Below are 21,850 nucleotides of genomic sequence, written 5' to 3'. Positions count from 1 at the left end.
TCGAAGTGGACGATGTGGTCGAAGTGGTCGATGTAGTCGAAGTGGACGATGTGGTCGAAGTGGTCGATGTAGTCGAAGTGGACGATGTGGTCGAAGTGGTCGATGTAGTCGAAGTGGACGATGTGGTCGATGTAGTCGAAGTGGACGATGTGGTCGAAGTGGTCGATGTAGTCGAAGTGGACGATGTGGTCGAAGTGGTCGATGTAGTCGAAGTGGACGATGTGGTCGAAGTGGTCGATGTAGTCGAAGTGGACGATGTGGTCGAAGTGGACGATGTGGTCGAAGTGGACGATGTGGTCGAAGTGGTCGATGTAGTCGAAGTGGACGATGTGGTCGGTGGAATGGGTTTGAGGGCGAAATGAGGCAGGTAATCCAAACCAAGATGTTGGCCGGCATGCCGCGGATTTCTCCCGGCAAATTTTCACCAGGCTCGTGGGTTTAGTCAGGATTTCGGTGGTCCTGCACAGCAACGGGTATGGTGGTTTTGGTACAAAAGTTTTAAACATAGGTGTTTAGCGGTTGTGGTGCTCCTGCAGAGCACCGAGTATGGCGGCATCGGCCCAAGGTAATTAAAATCAAAAATTTAGAGGTTGCGGCACTCCTGCAGAGTGCCGGGTATGGTGGTCTCGGTCCAAGGTAATTAAAATCAGCTATTTAGAATTCGCGGTGCTCTTACAGAGCACATCGGGGGTCGGTTCATAGACCCATGGTTGGTAGTGGGCAGCTGCGCGCCCACTACCAACCATGGGCTGAAATCCTGCACGGCGTTGCCGTGCCACCGGTTGGCATTGTAGCGTCCCATCCTCATGATTGTGGTTTAGGTAGTTCAGGTGGTTTGAACCATGGAAATTTGGCACTAAATGCCGGAAAGTCGCTCGCAATCATACAAGAAACACTTAAGCCCTGAAGGGACGCAAGTTCGCTTACCGTTGGCAGGGTAAAGCCCTGCCGGATTTCAGCCAAGGGTTGCCAAAAGGCGCGCAGCAGCCTATTGGCAACCCTTGGACCGAGACCGCCATACCCGGTGCTCTGCAGGAGCACCACCTTTAATGCCTGCGTCTCACTCGGAACATCGGAGGTGCCCAAAAGCGGTGTTTCAGCGGGCCGGTGCGGCATGCTTCGATGAGTAAGGGTAGGTTGAGGACGAGGACGGCCGCCGCCGGCCAAAGCCCGTCCAAATACCGAATCAAAGCCACTTGGGCGAGCATGAATTGACCCGTGATCATAACCAGGGTTAGGGCGACCACGGTGGTGGGGGCCTCGTCGTGAATGTCACCCATCAGGCCGCCGCCGTGCTTGCGGTTGGGATCGATGTCAAACGCGGAACCGTACACAAAAAGGACTGAGAAACCGAGCAGCATCGGCAAGGCGAGCGCGAGGCCGCCCAGGGCCGTGACCGTTGCGACTCCACCGAACCCGATCAAGCAAAGCGTCAGGAGCAAGGCCAAGCAAACAAAGGCGAGCAGGTAGACCGCCAACTTGGCGCGCAGGATGCCGGTCAAACCGATGGGCGCGGTGAGAAGGGGGACGATGCGGTTGGCTTCGCTCCCGGTTGGATTGGCCGCGCCGTCGATCATCAGGATCAGCATCATGCCCGCGATCCATAGGGTCACCTGTTCGTGTGGCAGAAATCCGTATAAAGCGAAAGATTCTGCCAAAAATGGAAACAAAGGGGTAACCGCGACCGCCGTCAGGATCCGTACCGCGTTAAACCAAACTCGGGGGCGAACCAACAGTGAGCGGACCAGAAAGGCGCCGGTCGGGTTGCGAAGGCGACGCGCGGCGGTTGTCAGGAAGGGGAACCGGCCCCCTTTGCGCACCGCGTGGTTGGGTTTATCGCGTTGGAGTGCGTCCTGGTACAGTCGGCCCAGGTGGGGGGTGGCGGCCTGTTGTGCCGTGAGGGCGAGCGCCGTGAATACGGCGGTTTGCAAGAGCGTGGCGAAGGTCGGATCGAGAGGTGATGCCCAGCGGAGGCCGACCAGGGTCGCGAGCAGCGCCAGGGAAGGACCGAGGAACAACAAGCGCCAAACAGGACGGGCAGCCGCCGTTCCCGGGACCAGGCTGACCAGGCGGCACGCAAAACCGAACAGCGCGCCGAGGTAAATCAAGGCCGGCATACTGAGGAGCAGGATCAAGGCCGAGGCCGGGTGCAGTTTGCTGAAGATCCAGGTGGTGCATAGGGCCGCGCCGCACCACAGGTGGCTTGAGCGAAAAAGGTTGTCCGCGAGTTCGCGGCGTAGGCGATGCGCGGGGGGCGTGGGTAGGGACAGCTGCCATCGGTGATGGTCCTTGAAGCCGTGGATTCCCGCTTCAATGAATTGTAGGGCGGTCGCCAGAAGCATCAACAACCAAGCCGCGGCCGGCATCAAGGCCGTTGTCGGCAACAGGGTTTGTTGCCGGAGCAAGGGTAACGCGCGGGTTTCGGCAAGGGTGGCGATGAGCAACAGCCAAGCAGCCACGCCGAGCATGGCGGGGAAAAAATAAGCATGCCGACGCCAAGCGACAAGGTTCCTCCGCCAAATCGTGATTTCCAGCATCGGTGCCTCCTTATCGGGTCGTTTCCGCAAAAAACGCCTGTTCCAGTCCGCCGTGTTGCGCGCACAAATCGGCCACATCCGCATCCACGCTTTTGCATCCCTTGTTCAGCATGGCCACCCGATCACAAAACCGTTCCGCGGTGGCCAGGTCATGGGTCGACAATAGGATGGCCGTGCCCCCGGCGCGACAGGCCGTCAGCATGGTTTTGAGTTGCTGGGCCGCCCAGGGATCGAGCCCGTTAAAGGGTTCGTCGAGGATCAGCAGTTTTGGGTGGTGCAGCATCGCCGCCGCCAGCGAGAGTTTGCGTTTCATGCCCAGAGAATAACCGGCGTTGCCGCGATGCTGGGCTTGGGTCAAATCCAGTTCGGCGATGAGGCGGTCGATTTCCGCCTCGGATTCGGCCCGGGGCAGGCCGCGCACCTGGGCGATGAATTGTAATTGCTCGCGCCCGCTGAGTTTTCCGTAAAATGCCGCGTGGTCGGGTACATAACCGAACAGTTCCTTGGCCGCGAGCCCGTCGCGCCATAGATCATGGCCGCCGATCACGACCTGGCCGCCGTCCGGCTCGAGCAGGCCGGTGATCATTTTGATGGTGGTGGTTTTGCCCGCGCCGTTGCAGCCCAGCAAAGCCACAATTTCTCCCGGCGCCACGTTTAGGTCGAGTTGATCCACCGCTTTGACCTCGCCAAACTGTTTGGTTAAAGCGCGAATCGCCAAAACCGGCGCCGCCTCGGGATCCAAGCTGGGTTTGGCGGCGGGTTGTGGCCGGGGTTGCGTTGGCGGCGATGTGGTGGCGGCTGATTGAAGGGCTCGCGTTGGCTGGTCGCGCGTTGGCTGGGTGGTCGTTGTCTGGTCGTTAAATCCCAATAGTTCACGCAACAACGGCGCCTGTTCGGTGTTGATCAGCAAGGTGTCGGTTTCGGCGTGTTTGCTGATGCCGACCTTAAAGCTTCGTGGCTGTTTCAAGCGGATCAGGAGTTGACCGGATTCGGAAAAGCAGGCGGTTAGGCGGCCTTCGTCCTCATCATAGCGGGCCGCCAGCGGTTCCAGCCCCGACAAGGATTCCTGAACCGGTTCCACGGCGGCGATCCAATCGCGTTTTACCAACCAGCGGCGCGGACCGTAGTTGATCGCCAGGTTGTCGCCGTCCCAGCCGTGTTGGGTGAAGAGGGGGGCACTCAACGCGCGGGCGACCAGCCCCAGTAGGAGCACAAAGGCGACCGCCACCCAAAGGTGCCAAGGATCGTCCAAAAAATGGACGGCCAGGAAGCCGAGCACCGTCGATTCCGCCACACACAGCAATGCAAACAAGCCGGCGATGGGTAGGTAGGTGCTTTTATCATGCGTATAGCTAAAGGTTTGGTTCATCGATTCCTCCGGAACGGTCGGCGCGTGTCGGCAGGACGGACTTTCGCCGAGCCGCGAACCCGCGGTCGCTTCGCCCAACCCATGCGAAGGGTTTGTTGGGCCTTTTTTCCGACGCACCTTGTGTTTGGAACCCTTTGGTTCCCGGTTGCTACTCGTTTTCCAGTTCGTTGCCCAGTGCTTTTAACTTCGCCAAAACGTCTTCATCCCGGCCGGGCAACAGCTTGGCGATCAGCTCGTAAAGCACGGTTTCAAGGGGATGGTTTTGATCCGCGCTATCCAAGTCCAGTTGATCCGCCAAATTTTTAATGGCGCGGGCGAGACCGCCCAGGTCGACTTCGGCCTCGGCGCCTTGTTCCATCAGGGAAAAGAAACCTTCAATGATGGGTTCCATGTGGCGGATTTTTTCGGGATCGGCCATCACCCGGCCCATCGCCTTTTGAAACTGTTCGTCTGGGTTTCCCGGCCAGTTAAATTCTTTAAATAAAGCGAATAACTTGCGATCAAGGTGGATCATTTTCTGGATCAAGGCTGGATCGAGGTCCGGCATGACCTGTTGGTAGGTGGCCAGGATTTGGTCTTCGCCGGGCAGCGGTTCGTCAAAAGCCGTCGCCTCGGGTGTTTCTTCCGAGAGCAGGCCGTCGATGCGTGCCAACTGACCTTCGATTTGGGATTTCTGATCGACCAACTGGCGGCGCAGGGTATCCAGCGCGGCACGCATCGTTTGCAATTGGTCGCCCTGCTTGATGACCGCGGCGATTTGGTTGAGCGACATGCCGAGCTCCCGGAGTTTCATGATCTTGTGGAGTTGGAGCAGGTCGGCGGGCAAAAAGTGACGGTAGCCGTTATCCGCGTCCCGACGGTCGGGGAGCAGACCCTGCTGTTGGTAATGGCGAATGGTTTTGGTGGAAACATCAAGCAAACCCGCGACTTGCCCGATTTTGAGGCGATTCGTCATTAGCCCTCCTCACCAACAACCATAAACCTTGACCCAAGGTGAAGGTCAAAACTTTTTTGCGATTTAGAAAAGAAAGTTGACTTTTGTGTTGATTCAACACTAAGTTGTTGTGTAGATTGTACACGAACTTGGGCCGATGATGGATTCGGCCTGTGAGCTTGGAGGCTGATCGATGTCACTCAAAGGAATTGCCCAAGAAACGCTGGCGGTGATTGAAGCGGGCCGCTATACCACCCCGGACGGCAGTGTCCACGAATTCGGCGAGGCACAACGCGCGGCGGAGGCGGGAACCCGCCTGTGGACGCCCGAGGGCCTGGACGAACTGTTGGATACCACCCCGCAAAGGGAAGCGGGCCGAACCCAAACCCACATCGAGGTCACCAAAGAATCGACCCAAGCGGCGGCCTACCGCCTGGCCACCCAACCCAGCGCCAAAGCCGTCGGCGCACTCAACTTCGCATCGGCGCGCAACCCCGGTGGCGGTTTCATCCGCGGTGCCAAGGCGCAGGAAGAAGACGTGGCCCGGTGTTCCGGTTTGTACCCCACGCTGCTGCGTTGTCCCGAGTACTACACCTATAACCGCGACCGAAAAACGCTACTTTACTCGGATCACATGATTTACTCACCCAGGGTGCCGTTTTTCCGCATCAAAAGTCGTTCCTTCTGCGACCGGCTTTACTTCGCCTCGGTGATCACCGCGCCGGCCCCCAACGCCGGCCAGGTGCGCAAGCACGCGGAGACAGACGAGGCGACCATTGAATCCGTTTTCCGTCGCCGCGTCGGCAAAGTCCTGGCCTTGGCCGAATCCGAGGGCTTAACCCACCTGGTGCTGGGCGCCTGGGGCTGCGGCGTGTTCGCCAACGACCCAATCATGGTCGCCGACGCCTTCGCGGCCTGGCTGGATCACCCCCGCTTCAAAAACGTCTTCGCCCACATCACCTTCGCCATCTACGCCAAAAAAGCAACGGACCCCAACCTGGTCGCCTTCCAACAACGCTCCACCCAAACCACCGTTTAACACCATCAAGCGGGGAATCCGGTTTACGGGGATTCCCCAGGAACAGGTAGGTGGCCAGGTCCCCCGTTAACGGGGGCCTTTCCCGCTCAACCGATCCAGCCGCGCCCGCATCTCGGGTTTGCTCGGCGGACTCCACGGCGGGATAAAGGCGGAGGCCAAGGCCGCCTGGCGCGCTTCTTCAAGCCATCGGGCCACCTCGCGCGGGCCGTGGCCGCGGGCGCGCAGGCCCTCGCCCAGCAGGCGGTATTCGTGGGCGATAGTGGTGCGGAACAGGCCGGGGTTGTCCGTGTTGATCGAAACCAACACGGGTTCGGCTAGTTGCTCTCCGCCGGCAAGACCGTATTGGTTGAGGTTGGTGTAGGGTAAATCGGCATAACGGGCGAAACCGCCGATGTAGCGGTTGGACGTGGGGCATAACTCCAGCACGATATCCCCCGCCACGATGCGGGTTCGCACCCGTGCGCGGCAGGCTTCAACGAGCGCGATGTAATCGTCGTTTACCGTTACTGAAATCAGTTCGCCCAGTAAATCGGCGGCCCTTTTTGGTTTTCCATTGCCCGCGCTTTTAGGGTCCGCTGGATGCCATTGAGCACGCGCTTGGAACAGCGGGGTCAGTAACGCTTGGTCGGACAAGGCGTCGTAATACTGATCGGTACAGGTTTGCAGGGATTGGTCCAAATTAGGTGCCGCCAAATCACAGGTCGAAAGCAGCGCGCGCAGCAGGTAGTCGAGTTTGTTGAGCAAATCAAGATCGGGTGTCCATTTCAAACGCGGCAAGGTTTCGCTCAAAAGCCGCCGTGCCCAAAGCAGGTCCACGAGATGATCGCCGCGTGGTTTGGTGACATGACGATGTCCGTCCCGGTACCATTCCCGCGGTAACCAGGCCAGCGCGATACCGTGGCCGAGCCGTTCGCCGGGTCGCAGGTTCAGCATGACCACCGAATCGTCCATCCAGCGCAAACCCGAGAGCAAATCGTGAAAGTCCTCACCGGCGTGACAGGTGCGGCGCAAGCGGATGGGCACCATCCCGGCGGAGCGGGCGATGCGTTGGGCCAGCCAGTCCCAGCGCGAGGCTCCGTGAAAAAAATCGCCGTTGGTGGGGGAGAGGCGGCCGAGACCGGGAGGGGGGCTGTCTGTTTGGGGCGGGCGCAGCCCGAAAAATGCACGCAGGTGGCGTGGTGAGAGATCGCGTTCGCTGCTACAGGCATCAAGACCGACGACAAAGGGCCGCAAATCGGGTTCTTCCTCCAGAATGGAAAGAATCCCTTCCAGCTCGTGGCTTTGTTTGTCCGGCATGTCTTTATAGAAGGGTCGTTTATGGGTGTGGAAGATCAACCCCAAACGGAGCAGCGGCGCATCCAGATCGTGTTCGAGAAAATCGCGGTACCCCATCAGTAAGGCATGGAGATGGCGTTTTTGCAGGCTGGAGTTGGTGGAGGAAATGCGCAGTTCAACCTGACGGGGCGGGCGCCATGGGGTGGTTTGGGCGAAATCCTCGCGGTTGAGGCCGAATCCGTGATCGCGGGCCCAGGGTGCGTCGGTGGGATCTGAAAATTGGTAACGCAAGGCGTGGCGCATGCGGAAACGTTCGAAAGCGAGAAAGGCGCGGCGGCGGCGGCCGACCCGCTCGCGATTGGCGCGGGAGGTGCGGGTTTCGGTCATGGCGCGCGGGATTTTAAAGAATTGGCGGAAGTAATCCAGGCCGGTTTCAAGGGGACGATAGGTCAATTCACGGATAAAGCTGTTGCGGATGCGGAGGTAACGCAACACGTCTTTGCGCAGCGTTTCAGGGCAGGGATCGAGTTGGGTGCGGCCCGCGCCAACGTTGGGCGCGTCGTATTGATCGCGAATGTGAACCGCGAGGAGGAACCACAGCAAAAGGCGTTCGCCCAAGACCGGATTCTGGGCCAGGCGGGTGCGGCGGTGGGGGAAGAGGTGCACCAGCAGGCAGTCGGCAAAGGGTTCGGCGACCGGATCGTCCTCGTCGAAGGGGTCGTCGTCCCAATCCAGCAGGTGGGGCACCAGTTGATCGGGATCGCGGCCGGTCAGCCATCGTGCCAGGCGTCGGCGGATGGCGACGGCGTCGAGCAGGGCGTCTTCCCAGGCCGCGTGGTTGGGGACCGATGTCAGAATGTGCCCGACGGGTGCGAATTCAGCCATCAGCGCGACCCAGTAAAAGGTGAGTGGGAGGGCGGTGCTCAAGTGGACGTGGGTATCGATGAGTTCTTGGCTTTGAACCAAATTGTCGCAAAAGGATTCGACCGCCAAGACCGAGGGCCAAGCGAGCGATGCCTCGAGGCGGGGTGCGTGTTGGGGAAGAAAATCGCGACCGAGTCGGGCCGCGATGATCAAATCGATGTCGATGTGGAGGTTGAGTGACTGCCAGGTGTCTTGATCCGTACAGCGGGGACGGCCGTCGCCAAAGGTGACCAGCGCATCGGCAAGCTGGAACAGGCCGTCGAGCGGGTGGGTGTCGATGGCGAGCAGTTGCGCGACCAGCCGCTGCCCCACGCTGGTTTCCTCAATGCCGGCTTTGCCTTTGGCGGCCTGCCACAACCAGCGGCTTTCCTTGGGTTGGGAGGCGGTGTCAAACCCACACAGGCCGGGTTCGAGCAGGCGAAAGGTACGCAGCCAACTGTAGAAGGCCAGGGGCTGGCTCATGAGGCGGGGTCGTCGAGGGCTGCCGGCTGGCATCGTTTTCGGATTGCGTCGAACAGCGACTGGGTTTCTTTTTCGATGGTAGTAGATTGGGGCAGGCTTAGGTCCTTAACCGCGGGTAATGCAAGCATTTTGGCAAGCAAGCTCAACAATTCGCGGCGGCTGTTTTCGTACGAAATCCCCGAGGGTAAGGTGTCTTTTGCGATGATTTCCCGTTCATCCTTGACCAGTTTTGTCAACGTAATCACCAAGTTTCTATAGGCTTTGTTGATTTCTTGTTCACTTACTTGGCTAATGCGGGAAAAAGCTTGTGATGGGAAATACAGCACCAAGGGCGGTTGGGTAACCTGCTCGCTTGCTTCGTCCGGGGGACTCGCTTCGGATGCCTGTTCCGGCCCCGTTTCCAGTTGTTCAGGGCTTTTACCCTTTTCTTCTTCGGTTTGTTTCGCCGATGCGGAAAGGCAATCAAAGATGATTTCATCGGGCCAAAGTCGGTAAGCGAGCGCGGACAGTTGGAATGCCGATGCGCACTGGACCAGGGTGATAGGTGACCAATGGTTTTGGCGTGCTTCCAGTTCGTGCCATGGCGCGCGTTCCAGCGCATCGACCAACAGAATCAGGGCACGAAGCGAGCGGGGTAGAAAACCCCGCTGCAAACCTTCCCCAGTGAGGTCGAATTGACTCTTGAACGCTGTGTCGTTGTCATTGAACACCTGTTCTAGATGGGTTTCGAGTGTTTCCTGGTGGTAATAAAGTGCTTTGAGCAAGTCACGCGGGTAACCCTCGCGCAGGTTAAGGAGCTTCTCCCAAAAGAGTTGCGGGCTGAGGGTAAAATGCCACATACCCTGGTCGTCGGCCTTGTGCCAAGCACCCCAAAACAAGTGATGCCCGGTCTGTTCGCCAAAATCCTTTAAAAAACGATCCAATTTATTTTCGTGGAAGCGGCACTTGATTTGACAGAGGTTAAGGCGGCTGTGGGTAAAAGGCATACGGCCGAGCAACTGGTAGGGCGTCATGGTTTCGGTTCGCAACGCCAGATGACAAAGTACCTCGGTGAGTGCTTCGCCCTGTGCAATTTTGGTCCATTGTTTGCGAACCAAGGTCGGAAGCGGCATTTCAAATAGCGGGGTGGTGCGCGGTATGGTTTTGGCCGATCTGAGCAATTCAACCCAATCACCGGCCGACACGCTGATATCGGGGGACCAGGTAAATTTGCAGGCGATGCGGTTACTCGGAACCGACTTGAGGTATCCGCTAAAAGATTTCCAATGGTTGACTTCCGCTAGCTTGACCATGGCCACGTGCGGGTCGAGGTTATCGCTGTATTTAGCCGTGTCGCCTTGTTCTTTTGAATTCGGCTGCTCGCCTTCTGGTTGCTGCTTGGAGGCCGTGGTTGTGGCAAGTGATTCTGCCGGAGCGGGACTGTTGGCGGTGGCTTGTTGGTCATTTCGTTCGGTTTCGGTGCGGTCCAGCCATTCATAGAGTTGTTCCAGGCCGCGCGGTGTTCCCGGTAGGAGCAGGAGCAAGTGGTGATTGCCCGATCGTTCTAGAAGACCTTGCAGGCTCGGCGGCGTTGGTGGTTTTTCATCGGTATTGTTTGTTGCATGGGGGTCCTGGTGGTGTAAAGGAAGAAAGTTGGCCCGGTCCTCGGTACTCCAGCCACCCAGCACGAATTGATCGTTTCCAGAAACCAGTTTGTTGAGCAGGGCGTCGCCGGTTTCTCGGTCCGGTTTCTTTTTCTTATGATGAATGCGGGGACTGGAGAGCGCGTCGACCATGCGTTTTTGGTTGTAGGAAAGCACCCAGGTGATGCCGTCAATGGCGAAATGGGCAACCATCGCCTTTGCCCAAGGGCGGAGAAGTTCGGTAGGTGCCAAATCAAGATCGTCTAAAAAGACAACCATTCGCGGGGTTTTGTCATTTTTAGGATTGCTTGATTTACGGCGGTATTCCCGTAATTGGCCGAGAAAATCTTCGAACTGTTCGGGTAACTTACGCGATTCGAGTACGCGTTTTTCGACCGTACTTAAATACTGTTTGGGGGCCATCGACATCTCACGGGCAATCTGACGGAATGAATCACCCAAGCTGAGACTTTGGCGAAAGGTTTCCTCATAGGCGTTTTTTAAGTCCCGTTCAGTTTCCGAGAACTTTGAATAGGGTTTGCCGGTATCGAACAAAGCCTGAATGCAGGTTGAAAGAATGCCGGCCTCGCGATCAATTAAGGCGGCGTCAATAATTTCAGTTACCGCGAAACACGGATCGGCGTCAACGGCTTCGTGTACCCGTTGCATCATGGTGGTTTTACCGCTGCCGCGGCTCCCCACGATTGCGATGACACGGGCCTCGGGATGAATGACCGCGCGACAGAGTGATGTTAGGGCACTTTGTTGTTTGGGGCTGAGCCCGGCTTTATCCAACTTTTCGAGGATATCACTCATCGGGTGCGCTCCTTTTCTTGGTCGAAATGGCGCAATAATTCGCCTGCCCATTGTTTGTGACATTGAGAACGGATACCCCATTTTTTCTCGGGATCAAAGCCCACCCAGCCCGCTAAATAAAGTTTGTAGTCAGCCGTGTAATGGGCGTCGGTTGAGGGTTTCGGTTGGTTGTCGGCATACCGCCGCAGCAACTGCACCATGTGGGTGTCATTCTTGAGGAACCCCGTCAAGTCTTCCTTCCAGCGTTCCACGATGTGTGGCGGGTTGCGGGCGAGTTCTGTTCCCTGGAGCCTAAAAAGTGTTGCCAAATCTTCAGCTTGGAGGACAAACGAGCCGGAAGATGGTGGTTTCTTGGGGGGCGGCGTGTCGCGTTCATCTTCGGGGAGTTGTGCTTGAATGGCATCGTCAACAAGGCGAAAGAGCATGCTGGTAAGTCGAGGCTGTCCACCGACCGAATACAATATGACCTGTGCCAGTGAGCGTTTGGCATCCTTCAAATCGATGGTGAATGTCCTGTTTTGGTATTTTTTGACCAGTTCATCAAGCCATGTACAGAGTTCGTCGATATTGAACTGCGGCAGGCGGTAAACGTGGCATTGATCCAGGAGATTGGAAAAAAGCGGGTCTATTTCGAGCGATGGTAGGTGGTAAGAGGCGTGGATAAAACGAAAACTGGGATCCGTTCGCATCGCTTCTACTGTGGCATTGATCTGGGTTAAAACGGAACCGGTTTTTTCGGTAATGGGATTGTCGCCGTAAAAAGTTCGGTCCAAGATGTAACAGCCCATATCTTGTTTCAGAAAGGCATTCCATTGATCGGGTTGTACTAGGCTGTTTTGCTGGATGACTTGGTTGCCGTCGATAAGTACCCAATTTTTGGGTGGTGAGCCTTCTTTGCCACTAATTTTATGTTGTGAAATGACGTGTTCTTGTCTACTGGTTAACCATTGGCGTAAAAATTTAAAACCACTTCCGCGCTCGGAGACCAATAGAAAAACGCGGTCTAGTTCCTCATAAGACTTGATTTCCGGGGTTGGTGGCGTTTCCAAGGTACCGATGCGGCGGGTTGCGCGTTCGAGCCGAAACTTTGGATTGTGATTTTCACCCCAACGGTATTCATAGACAACTTCTTTGCCTTTAGTATTAAAAACCATAAACACATTGTCTTTTTTCAAGGATTTGTCTCCAGTTCAGATAAACTTTCGCCGAACTCTGTGGCGAGCTTTTTGAGGTAGGTTGTTAAACTTGTGTTTTCTCCAGTAAGATAGGTACGCAAACCAATTGGAAATAAGTGGTCCGAGAAGTAGTAACGCGTCATTTCAGAGACTTCGACGCCGACGAAGACGGTGAGCGCCAAATAATCAAAAATGTCTTTACAGACGTCAAGGCTGAATTCCTTGCGGGCAATGGCAAAAGCCGTTGAGTCTTCTTGTTCCAGTACCGCAAGGGTATAGTTTCTTGCCTGGTTACTCGTGAAGTATAGATTGCCCGATAGAACATGATTGAGTTTTGCTTTGCCGTCCATGTATGCAGGAATATCACTGTAGAGGTGGTGTACCATGGTACTGAGTAACAAATAACGCCAAAGGCGCATGTGGTTGTGTTCTTGGCGTGGTCGGTTTAAGCGATGGGGTTGGATTTGGCGTTGGGAGGCAAGCAGAAAGGGGGTTTCGATTTTTTGGTAAAAATCCCAAATGCCGTGTTTGTCGCGGTTTCTCGCGAAATCCTCCTTGGTAATGACCGGGCTTTGGCGCTTATCCAAATTTTTGACAATCCGGTCACATTCTTCCTGAATCAACTTGGGAATACCTTGCGTTGCATTGTAGATTTCTTTGCGGATTGAACTACGTAACTCTGGGTTGTCATAAGTTAACCTAAGTCGACTTTTTTCTAGGAGATCAATTAACTGGTAGGCTGCGTCGTCTTCCAGTCGTCCCAAGATAATGGCAGACCGACCTTCATCGGTGGGGAACCAATTGTGAAGTGGTGAATCAAGCCGTGCCAAACCACCATGAGCACCCTGATACCCGACCATCACGAATTGACATTCCCCTTGCTGGCTTAACCTGCGCAGCGTTTTGAGAAAGCCGTGGTCGTCTAGGGCGAGGCCGTCAATTTCATTTAAGAGTAAAACCGGTCCTGGCAGGTGGCTGACTGTCGCGCCTAGTGATTCCGCCGGATCGTCGGCGGGGATGTACTGAATCCCTGCCTTTTGACAAGCAGCGCCAAATCGTTCAATGAACATGTTGGCATCATAAACATCTTGGACGTCAACAAAGAGGGGGGTATGGTCTGGCTTCTTGTCCAAAACCCCGGCAATGTGATTGAGCAAACTCGTTTTGCCTATTTTTCGGCCGCCGATAATGAGAAAGCTCTGATTTGCGATTAAAGACAAAATATGTTCAGTTTCTTGTTTTCTTCCCACAAAGGTTTCGCTGCCGGGATCCAAGGGCGCCCCTGTTTCGAAGGGGTTTAGCTTCAACAGGCCGACGCGATAACGGACGTGGAGCCAAAAGGTATTGGCGACGTCTGCACCGGCAACAATTTCTTTAAGTGCTTGTGCATCAATGAAACTCAACCGTTGGGATTTTTCAGCTGAAATGGCTTGTATGCTCGGGCATACAAAGATGAGGTTGACAGCGGTCGTGTGGTTCCCAACCATATTGGACCACCAACCTTGATCGGGGCTTTCATTGTCCACAATAAATACAAGCCAGTGCGTTTCCTGGGGGGATTCAAGGGGACCCGTATGGGTTGTTTCCAGGGGGAAAATGACCACTGAGTCAAGCCGGGCACGAATGTCCTCATAAAACCGAAGCTCTGGCTCAGATAGTTCTTCAGGTTTGAGTGCCGGGGTGTTGATGCCGGTTAAGCGATGAACCAATGTTTCCCAATTTGGGTTCTCTGAACCCAGTTCTTTCAGCGCGTCCAGTCCCTGTTGGGTCATTTTTGGAACCAAGTACCGAATTTGTTCACCCGGTACCGCAAGCGCTTTGAAGTCAAGTTTCTTGAATAAGGGGGCTTGCAGAACATCCTCGGCGAACTCACGTCCCCAAGAATCGGGTTCAATCCAGTGTTCTAAAATGGCCTGGTAGGGTTGACGAAGAAAAACCAAACCCTGATTGATAGCGAGGATGCCACGATTTTTTAGCAGGTGGCGGCAACGGTTTCGTTCATTCTCTTGCAACGTATCGCCCAGGTCCCTTAAGCCGTTTAGGATATCGGGGTCTGGGTTGCGTTCACCATGCTCCTCATAACCCCGCAACCAAGAACCCTCGCTATCTAAACTTTCTGTTGCCGAAGGGTCGAACGGGGTGTCCTCGGTTAACCCGGACAAAGAATGATCCAAAGGTTCTGACTGAGGTTTTTCGGGTTTATCTTGTTCGTGATCAGGATTGCGAATGCTGGTTGCCTCTACCGGAATGGGTTTTCCGCTTGGAAACCAGGTACGGCAAAAAACCAATACGATGAGATTGGCGAGGGCAAGGGGGGATAAACCGCGAAACTGTGCTATCAGAAGGTCTTTGGCTTTTTTTTCGTTTTCCAAGAATTCAGAGATCGGTTCCTTTGTTTTTAACCATTCAACCAGCAAGCTAAGGTTGAGGCCAAGAGCTTCTAAAACCGCGGCTAGGGTGCTTTCACCCCATTCAGTTCTAGAAGCAAGCCAGGCGATTAAGTCGCGGCGAACTTCGATAGGTAGTTTTTGCGGTGCGAAAAGCGGAATGAGTCGTGCCTGTTCACCCAGGACACCGCTTAGGCGGAATGCCTCTGATTTGGGCACGAGCCAACAGGATGCCCGCCAAGTTTTCTCTTTGATCTGTGCGAGTAAAGATTGGATAACGGGACGGCCCGGCTCGTCGAGCATTTGGGTGATGGTTCGGGTCGTATTAAAAACCAGCGTTTTGAGCGGTTTTTGGGATTGGGTGGCCTGTTTCTGCGTGTGCCAATCCACATGTTCCAAGAGTTTTTTGGCCGATAGCATTTTGCCGTCGTAGCCGCCAAAACCGCCGTCCAGATCGACCAACTGAATGCCCTGTTGCTCAGCGGTTTCGGTGTAAGGGGTGATGCCGATATCGGGATCGTAGGCGAGCAGGTGAAGGCCGGGTTCTAACGCGATCCAGGAGCCTACCTGGTAGGTGACCAGGGAAGGAACGCCGCGCAGTAATTGATGGGAGCCTTCCTTGTTTTTTTGGGGAAGCGCAACCGGCCAGGGTTCGCTGTGCTGTACTTCGTCAGAATCCAGCGTTTCACAAAGAAGCACGGCTTCAATACAGGTTTCAGGTACCTCTAATTCATAGGTTTGGGTTTCTTCTGGAATTTGGTCCCATGACCAAATAGCCAAAGTTTCGAGTGGGTTCTGGTGATCTTTGCACTTTAGCTTTAACGTTACGCGAAAATCCATGGAGATCAGGGTTTGTTCGCCGTCTAATTTGGGCTGAAAACGCAACTGGGCGCGGTTGTCGGTTTGGTAAACGAAGTCAAGATGTTCCAGTCGCAAGCGAATGATATGCAGCAGGGTTTCGCGGTATTGGTCAAGCGCGATGCGCCGTCGGCTTAGAAATTGATCGCGAGCGTCAACAAGCCACTGGCGCCACGTTTGTTTCGTTGTAACCGGTTCCTTGGGCGTGATGGCGCCGATTTCCGCCAAGGTCTGTAGCTGTTGGGTCTTTGGGCTGCGCCACATTTTATGAATGACGGCAAGGGGCGCCAACCAATCGTAAATGACGGCCAGGTCGGGATGGAATTGGTTTTCGACTTTTGCTCGACCCGCGCGAACCAGGGTTTCCGCCGCCTGCAGCAGGGGTTTAATGGGCTGGTCTGTTCCCCACAAAAAGCGGCCGAAGGCCCACAAGACACCGGCAAAGCCGGGGGGTAGGGTGTGATGATGTTTTTCACTGGATGGTACGGGGTATTGCTTGCGGGCAACAAGTTCACCGAAAAGCCATGCTTGTGTGCAATTTTGGGTCGGTGCCAAGAGCACGAGCGCATCGAACGCCTGGGGACCTAAAAAACTGGCCTGGGTAACCAGTTTTCCGAATAAGTTAGGGTCTTTGGGATTTAGATTGAGATTTGCGATGATGGCGGCATTGACAGCCGGGGTGTGGCGCAGTGAAGTGGGAACTTTTGTCCAGTTTGGAATGTTTCCTTCGGATAAGAATAAAGGCGTTAACAGATCGCGGCCTAAACCACGAATCAAGTCGGCCAGAATCCGGGTACCGCGCAAATCCGAGGTGTCGGTGAACCGTTGGGCTTGGTCTTCTTCGTAGAGGCGGTTGAGCAGGTCGAGGCTAAGATCAATGAGCCATAAGCGGTTGTCTTGAGCGGCGATTCGTCCGTCGAAGCGAACCAAACGGGCGAGTTCCGGCCAGTGCCAGCTTTTTGTGCTTATTTTAATTCCCCGACATTCGGCTTGAGTGGGTAGATCCAGCTGCAAAATTTTTTCTGCGAAATCTTGCAGGGCCAATGCGCGGTGGTTTTCGCTGGTTTCACGGTCCCCTGCCAAACATGCGAGGTCCACGGGGTGAAGATGACGGTCTTGAAGACGTGGGTACTCGTCATAGGGTGGTTTGGGTTCGATGCCGGTGGTTGTCCTAAATTCTTTGACGATGGTTTCCCATGGTTTTTGTTCTTCGAAGGACAACACACCCAAGGCGCCGCGTGCGTCACACAAAACCGCGGAAAAAATCTGGTTGGTTTTCGTTGTCGGCGGCAGTAAACAGCCTGCTACCAGGGAAACGTGACAGTGGCGGTGCCATTTGGGCTCTCCTGAACCCGTAAATACAAACACCTCACCTTGGCTGGTGAAGGCAAGGATGCGGCAGTGGTGGTCCGCCGCAAGTAAGTGCAGCCCTCTTATTTCCGTGGCGGTTGTATGCAACCATTTCAAGCGCCAACGGTTGTTTGCGTCTTCATCTTGTTCAAAGGCCTGGAGGTGGCCGCGGTCGCTACCTACAAGAATCCAAGTGGACCCCTGGACCTCTCCAAAGGTCAGTGCGGTGACATTACCCCGCGTCCGATAGCGAATGGGTTGCGATAAGCTGAGTTTTTGTTCCCTTGGTTGGTATGTCAAGGTGTAAAGGGTCCATTCGCGTTCCCCCGAACTCAAGGCAATATGCCATTCTTTTCCGGGCGTCACGATATGGAAGGCGACACAAACCAGTGGGTGGTGGCGCAGATTTAATTGGCCTTCGAGTTTGCCCGCGCCTGTTGTACACCAAAGGTCAAGTCGAAAACCATAGGTGAGATTGTTTTGCCGGGTGAGGATCAACAGTTTGTCTTCGCCGGCGTCCACGGCCCGAATCGGTTGGATGGGTTGGGGAAAGTGTTGTTCTTGATCCGTCGTTTCCAAGGATCCGCTATCGTCCATGCGATGTCGGCGAAGGCAAGCCGGCATGACTTCGATCAGGCTTAGTTCCCGCCCCGTTGCTTGAAGGGTGAACAGCGACGGCATCCCCGGGCGTGGTTGCAAAACGGCCCGTGGTGTATTTGAATCAAGGGTCATGGTTTGGAGTGTGACACCATCATCCCAAACGAACAAGGGTTGCCCCGTTGGGAGTAACCTGGGGGGACCACTTTGGGTGGTTTGTTTTGCAAAATACTCGGTGATCGGGAAACCCAATTGGATTTCCGCCAAAATCGAGGCCTTGGCAGCGGATGTGACCTTGGGATCGGTTAGAAAAGCGCGTCGGGTGCGGTGTGATCGTTGAATTAATTGGGTAATGGCGTCGTTGTCGGCACCACCGGCGTCCCTTGTCGCAACGGTTTGGGACAGGTCGTATTCGTGGATGTACGTATCTAAAATTTCTCGTAATTCGTGAGGCAGGCTTTCGTAAATTTCCAAAAAACCGGCGGCTCCTGTCGGATCCGCGGTGTTGCTGAGGTTGCGTAGGTAAACCCTTAAGATCTGCAACAACGGGAGATAATCGAAGGTATCGAGTGGGGGGTTCAGCCACTTTCTAATGGACCATTCTTTGTCTAAATTGAGGTTTGGTTGGCGGAGTAAAAAAGCGAAAAACATCCGACAAGCTACCTGCAGCGCGGCTTGGTGGCGACAGACTTCATGGGGAACCCGCCCCATTTCAAAATCATCAAGCCATGCCGGCCAGTCAGCCAAAGTGCGGAGCTTGGCTTGGCTTGAATAAGCGTTTTCGAGCGCGTGCCAACAGGTTTCGCCCCAATCAGCACCTTGCGCGCTCGCAACATCGACGCACACCCGAACCTGGCCGTTGCGGTAGCCAACCAGCAAGCGCGGCGGTTCGCCTTCAAGAGTCGGCAATGCGGCGATTGCCACGGGTTGACGGCGGAAGAAACGGCGCGTGTGCCGCACCGGTTTTCCATCGACCATTGTGTAAAGGGCGATGGATTGATCGGTGCGTAGCACGTATAGGGTTTGATCGTTCACCGCGGCTTGTATCCCGTGAAGACGGTCGTTATCGTAAAAACCCGCCGCGGCCAAATGCCATAAACGGCCCTGCCAGAGGGTGGACCAGGTGGCTGAATCGTCCATGGGCTGGGCGGAAATAACCTGGTGAAAATCGCCAACTTGGCTTCCGGGTCTGCCTGATAGGGGGTGTTTTTGCATCCATTCGGGGAACTCGGTGTGTGCAAGAGGATGGTCGCCCAGGTTGGTTAGGCTGAACTGGTAAAGGCGTGGTTCGGCGTCGAGCTGTACAACGAGGAAAAGATTGGTGGTTTGGCTAAAGGTACCTGCCGGACCCAGGTACAGTCCTAACACGCGGCCGCGCATGGGATCAAAACCCGGAACTTGAAAAATGGGTTGCGGTTGGCACGGTTCGGGGACAGGGCCGTATAAATGGGAAGGTGCCGCGGCCAACCAGGTAAATACCTGGCCTTGATGGGTAACCGCGAAGCAGCGGGTTTGGTTTTCGGGCAAGGGGTTGGGGTCGAGTCGCGCCGGTAAAGTCAAAATAAATGCAGGGGCGGCAGGTAACCTGGTGCTTTCGGCTTCACGTAACAGTGGTTTTCGCAGGTGTGGCACGATCATCGCCAAGGCTAAAAAACGTTCGTCGTTGCCCGCTTGCTTCTTTTTTTTAATCGCGTTGGCGGCGAGGTAGGCCATGTATTCGGATATTCCCGCTTGTTTTTTGGTGGTCCCGACCCATGAAACAAATTGTGTTTGGACGGTCGCACGAAGCCGATTTTTTGGTTTTTGGCTTTTGTTAGTCGGCGGCGTAACTGGTTTTTCGCCATCCTCCAGGCGTCTTCGCAGCCCCTCAAATTCATAGGCAGGGCAGGTTTCACAGGCTTTTTCGATAAGGTGTTGGGCGCGCTCAACATGGCCAAGGTCCAACTCCATTGCCACCCAAGCGCGCCAGGACGGTGCATGTCCTGCATCCACGCAGATTGCCTGTTTGAAATACTCGCGGGCCTCGGCGTAATGCAACTGCTCCGCTTCAAAGATGGCCCATGCCTGCCAAGAGGGGGCTTGATTGGGATCGACCTGGGTGGCTTGGTGGAAGCGTTTGCGTGCTTCGTGGGGTAAACCGTGTTTTGCTTCCATGACGGCCCAAGCTTGCCAAGAAAGTGCATGGCTAGGATCGGCTTGGATTGCTTGTTCGAATAAGGAGCGGGCAATTTCGATATTGCCGGCTTTGTGTTCCATGACGGCCCAAGCTTGCCATGAAGGAGCGTCCTTGGGATCGGCTTGGGTTGCTTTTTCGAACAAAATACGTGGGTCCGGCGAAAGGTGCAGATGGGGTTTTGCATTGGGTTCTTTGGCCATTCGCGCCCAATTCTGCCAAACGATAGGGTTGGATGGGTCGATGCGCGTAGCTGCTTCAAAAAGGGCTTCCGCCGTTTGATAGTCACCCAGCTTCCAAAAATGGTTGGGAACCATGCTCATGAGTTGCAGATGGTGTTTTTTGGTTTCCTCGCGTGCTATCAAATTGGCGGCCCATAAAATTAAAGCGCCAATGTCTACCTTTGCCAGGAAGGGGTTCGCACCTTCAAATAAAATGCGGTAGATTTGTTGGCTAATGATCTGATCACGAGAACTTAATTCATCGTAAAGGTTCTGTCTCGGTCTGACCTCACCGCGTAATCTTTCTAGGGCCGCACTGACGGCCTTGGGCGACAAACCCAACACATGGCAGAGTAATCTGGCCGAACAGGTCAGAGGGATACCCGATTTGGTCGGGAGTGATTCAATGAAAACAATGGTACCCAAAAGTTCCAGGAGTGTTTTTCCTTCCGTCCAGCTTGCGATTTCTTCGATGGCTTTTCTTAAAATGGCCACGAGTTTCAAGCCGGTGGTCGCCATTAACATCGCGGCCAACAGGTCGCGGCTTTCACCTAAGTGAAGGGTTAAATCCGCCACGAGTTGTTTCTGGTCGGTGTTTGTTTTATAGGCGCCTGCCGCGGTCAGCTTTTCCCCCAGGTGCTCCAGTTCGGCGGGCAAAAGTTCTTTGACCCTGACTTTTGCCATGGCCGCTAGGTTGGCTTGGCGGCGGAAGCGCAACATGTTGATCCATTCGTGGGTGCGCGCCGCGATCAAAACAACCACGTTGCTTCGCGTTTCGGCCTTGTGGACGAGCTGTGCCAAACCGTAGTAACGACTGCCGTCATCGACCAAAACAGCCAGTTTGCCTTGTTTGGGGGAGAGCCATCGATCAATGGTTCGTGGCGCGTCTAGATGAAGCACGGTGTAGTCGTCTTCCAATAGTTTCAAGGCGGCCTGCATCAAGATGGTGCTTTTACCCGTGCCGGTCGGCCCACTGACCAGCACGGTTTTGCGGCCCTTGTTGAGGAAATCCAAAACCTCTTGGGTTTCACGACGGGGAATGGAGTGATTTTCGCGAACGAGAGACCATGTCGCGGGATGGCCTTGGTAATAAGCCAAGATCTCCTTGCGGGAGGGGTTGGGCAAACAAACCAGTTCGTTAAAGCGCATCACCTTGGACTGACTGGTGATTGTCTCGCTGATGTGTTCCCAATCCGGCGGTGGTTCCCGTTCCGCCGCGGCAATCAGCGACTTGGCGGTGGTACTCAAACCCAAGCCCGCATCCTCTTCAACCCAAAGCGCTTGGTTTTTCAGCACCGTTCTGTATTTGCCAGATGGGGTTATCATGACTTGGTTTTCAAGCGGTAGGGTTGGGTCTTCAAATTGGGTAACCAGGAAGGGATCGTCCTCACGAAAACCGACCCACAGACACAGATAGTCACGTTGCACTTTTTGTAACAAAGCCCGAACGGGATCGCCTGCCGGACCCTTAAATACATGCTCGTCGTCTAAAGTGAGCAACAGGCTGCCTGGGATAAGCGAGCAACCGTTAACCGCCACCAAATGGTGCTTGCCTGGTTGTGGCAATTGGGTGATTCGCGCTGCATCTTGCCAGGTCGTCAAGGTATAGCCGCGCGGGATGGTAGCGGCCGGGAGGGGGCCGCGATCCGAGGTAATAATGAGCACCGGTTCCATCACCAACAGGGTCTGGAGCCACCAGGGCAATACCGGTGTTGCCCCGGCGTGCGGTCCGGCCAGCGCGCTTTTGACGCGGGTTTCGTAAAGCTCGCTGTCGTGGTCGTGCAAGGTCTTGGTTAAACGCGGCCAGTCTTGCTCTTCTCGGTATTTGGTAACACGGCCTTTTCGATCCGCGTCCAATTCCTCGTTTTCCAAATAAGCATCCGCCAAATGTTCCATGGCGGTATCAAGGGAGGGGAATTCTAACGAAAGGGCGGGCGCGTCGCCCAAAAATAGGACCAGCCGGCCTGTCCGGGCGGCTAGGCCGACGCGCTGGATAAGGTCGTCGTGAGCCAAGTAAGCCTCGTCAACACGGCGTTAACCACGATGGGAAGAACGTGGATTAATGCACGCGGGTAAAAATCGGATCTTTACCTCTTATGCGGAATTGCCGT

8 protein-coding genes and 1 pseudogene are annotated in these 21,850 nt (G+C 55.2%); 1 reads left to right on the top strand and 8 read right to left on the bottom strand.

What is annotated here, in order from left to right; all coding sequences use genetic code 11:
• The 4 genes and pseudogenes from J3U88_RS12435 to J3U88_RS12420 form a co-directional block, all read right to left on the bottom strand.
• Positions 1 to 425 (bottom strand): annotated as a pseudogene (locus J3U88_RS12435) (hypothetical protein); the annotation flags it as partial.
• Positions 426 to 1,046: 621 nt separating this feature from the next.
• A complete protein-coding gene (locus tag J3U88_RS12430) occupies positions 1,047 to 2,537 on the bottom strand; it encodes a hypothetical protein (RefSeq protein WP_207859087.1) in 1,491 nt (496 codons plus the stop codon).
• A gap of 10 nt (positions 2,538 to 2,547) precedes the next feature.
• Positions 2,548 to 3,906: an ABC transporter ATP-binding protein gene (locus J3U88_RS12425; protein ID WP_207859086.1), complete on the bottom strand. Its 1,359-nt coding sequence runs from the start codon at positions 3,904 to 3,906 to the stop codon at positions 2,548 to 2,550.
• A gap of 148 nt (positions 3,907 to 4,054) precedes the next feature.
• On the bottom strand, positions 4,055 to 4,861 hold the full coding sequence (locus tag J3U88_RS12420; protein WP_207859085.1) for a MerR family transcriptional regulator: 807 nt from the start codon (positions 4,859 to 4,861) through the stop codon (positions 4,055 to 4,057).
• A 172-nt stretch (positions 4,862 to 5,033) separates the two neighbouring features.
• Between J3U88_RS12420 and J3U88_RS12415 the strand changes: the two genes are divergently transcribed.
• Entirely contained in the window at positions 5,034 to 5,879 is an 846-nt protein-coding gene (locus tag J3U88_RS12415; protein ID WP_207859084.1) for a TIGR02452 family protein, read from the top strand.
• Positions 5,880 to 5,945: 66 nt separating this feature from the next.
• On the opposite strand, the gene J3U88_RS12410 is transcribed toward J3U88_RS12415, so the two are convergent.
• Genes J3U88_RS12410 through J3U88_RS12395 form a run of 4 tightly spaced genes read right to left on the bottom strand, consistent with a single transcriptional unit; the run spans position 5,946 to position 21,752 of the window.
• Positions 5,946 to 8,540, bottom strand: a complete 2,595-nt coding sequence (locus J3U88_RS12410; RefSeq protein ID WP_207859083.1) for an amidohydrolase family protein — start codon at positions 8,538 to 8,540, stop codon at positions 5,946 to 5,948.
• Complete coding sequence (locus tag J3U88_RS12405; RefSeq protein ID WP_207859082.1) at positions 8,537 to 10,978, bottom strand: ATP-binding protein; 2,442 nt, start codon at positions 10,976 to 10,978, stop codon at positions 8,537 to 8,539. Before J3U88_RS12405 ends, J3U88_RS12410 begins: the two co-directional genes overlap by 4 nt.
• Positions 10,975 to 12,153 carry a hypothetical protein gene (locus J3U88_RS12400; RefSeq protein WP_207859081.1) on the bottom strand — a complete coding sequence of 393 codons (1,179 nt, stop codon included), beginning with the start codon at positions 12,151 to 12,153 and terminating at the stop codon, positions 10,975 to 10,977. Before J3U88_RS12400 ends, J3U88_RS12405 begins: the two co-directional genes overlap by 4 nt.
• Positions 12,150 to 21,752: a P-loop NTPase gene (locus J3U88_RS12395; RefSeq protein ID WP_207859080.1), complete on the bottom strand. Its 9,603-nt coding sequence runs from the start codon at positions 21,750 to 21,752 to the stop codon at positions 12,150 to 12,152. Before J3U88_RS12395 ends, J3U88_RS12400 begins: the two co-directional genes overlap by 4 nt.
• Positions 21,753 to 21,850: the final 98 nt, after the last annotated feature.

The organism is Acanthopleuribacter pedis (assembly GCF_017377855.1).
GTDB classification, from domain to species: domain Bacteria; phylum Acidobacteriota; class Holophagae; order Acanthopleuribacterales; family Acanthopleuribacteraceae; genus Acanthopleuribacter; species Acanthopleuribacter pedis.
The sequence above is the reverse complement of the archived record's forward strand: the minus strand, read 5'-3'. Positions and strand labels throughout refer to the sequence as shown.

Coding starts and splice junctions, on each gene's coding strand:
- J3U88_RS12430 (WP_207859087.1), bottom strand. CDS start 2,537: ATGCTGGAAATCACGATTTGGCGGAGGAACCTTGTCGCTTGGCGTCGG.
- J3U88_RS12425 (WP_207859086.1), bottom strand. CDS start 3,906: ATGAACCAAACCTTTAGCTATACGCATGATAAAAGCACCTACCTACCC.
- J3U88_RS12420 (WP_207859085.1), bottom strand. CDS start 4,861: ATGACGAATCGCCTCAAAATCGGGCAAGTCGCGGGTTTGCTTGATGTT.
- J3U88_RS12415 (WP_207859084.1), top strand. CDS start 5,034: ATGTCACTCAAAGGAATTGCCCAAGAAACGCTGGCGGTGATTGAAGCG.
- J3U88_RS12410 (WP_207859083.1), bottom strand. CDS start 8,540: ATGAGCCAGCCCCTGGCCTTCTACAGTTGGCTGCGTACCTTTCGCCTG.
- J3U88_RS12405 (WP_207859082.1), bottom strand. CDS start 10,978: ATGAGTGATATCCTCGAAAAGTTGGATAAAGCCGGGCTCAGCCCCAAA.